The 319-nt window shown below is 35.7% G+C and carries 1 protein-coding gene; it reads left to right on the top strand.

The genetic code is table 11. The annotated features are described in order from the left end of the window. A partial coding sequence (locus H2O73_RS23630; protein ID WP_182110753.1) for a DUF3078 domain-containing protein occupies positions 1-319 on the top strand: 319 nt, incomplete at both ends.

Genomic DNA, 319 nt, shown 5'->3' with positions numbered 1-319 from the left:
GCTATAGCAAATGCTGCGCAAGCGGAAGCAAATGCTTTACAAGCACAAATTGACAATTTACCAGGATGGAGAAGAGGTGGAAACATCTTAATTACTTTCAACCAATCTGCATTCAATAATGAATGGACTGGTGGAGGAATCGGTAACATAGCCGGTAATGTATTAATCAACTATAACTTCAACTTAAAAAGAGGAGATTATATTTGGGATAACAAATTCATGGTAGACTATGGTGTTAACAAAAACAAAGGAGATGAAGCTTTCACAAAGTCTAACGACAAAATAGAATTCAACTCTATTGGAGGTAAAAAAGCTGGTA

The organism is Vibrio marinisediminis (assembly GCF_014050145.1).
Taxonomy (GTDB): Bacteria; Pseudomonadota; Gammaproteobacteria; order Enterobacterales; family Vibrionaceae; genus Vibrio; species Vibrio marinisediminis.
Note: the sequence above shows the minus strand (reverse complement) of the source record. Positions and strands in the feature narration are given on the sequence as shown.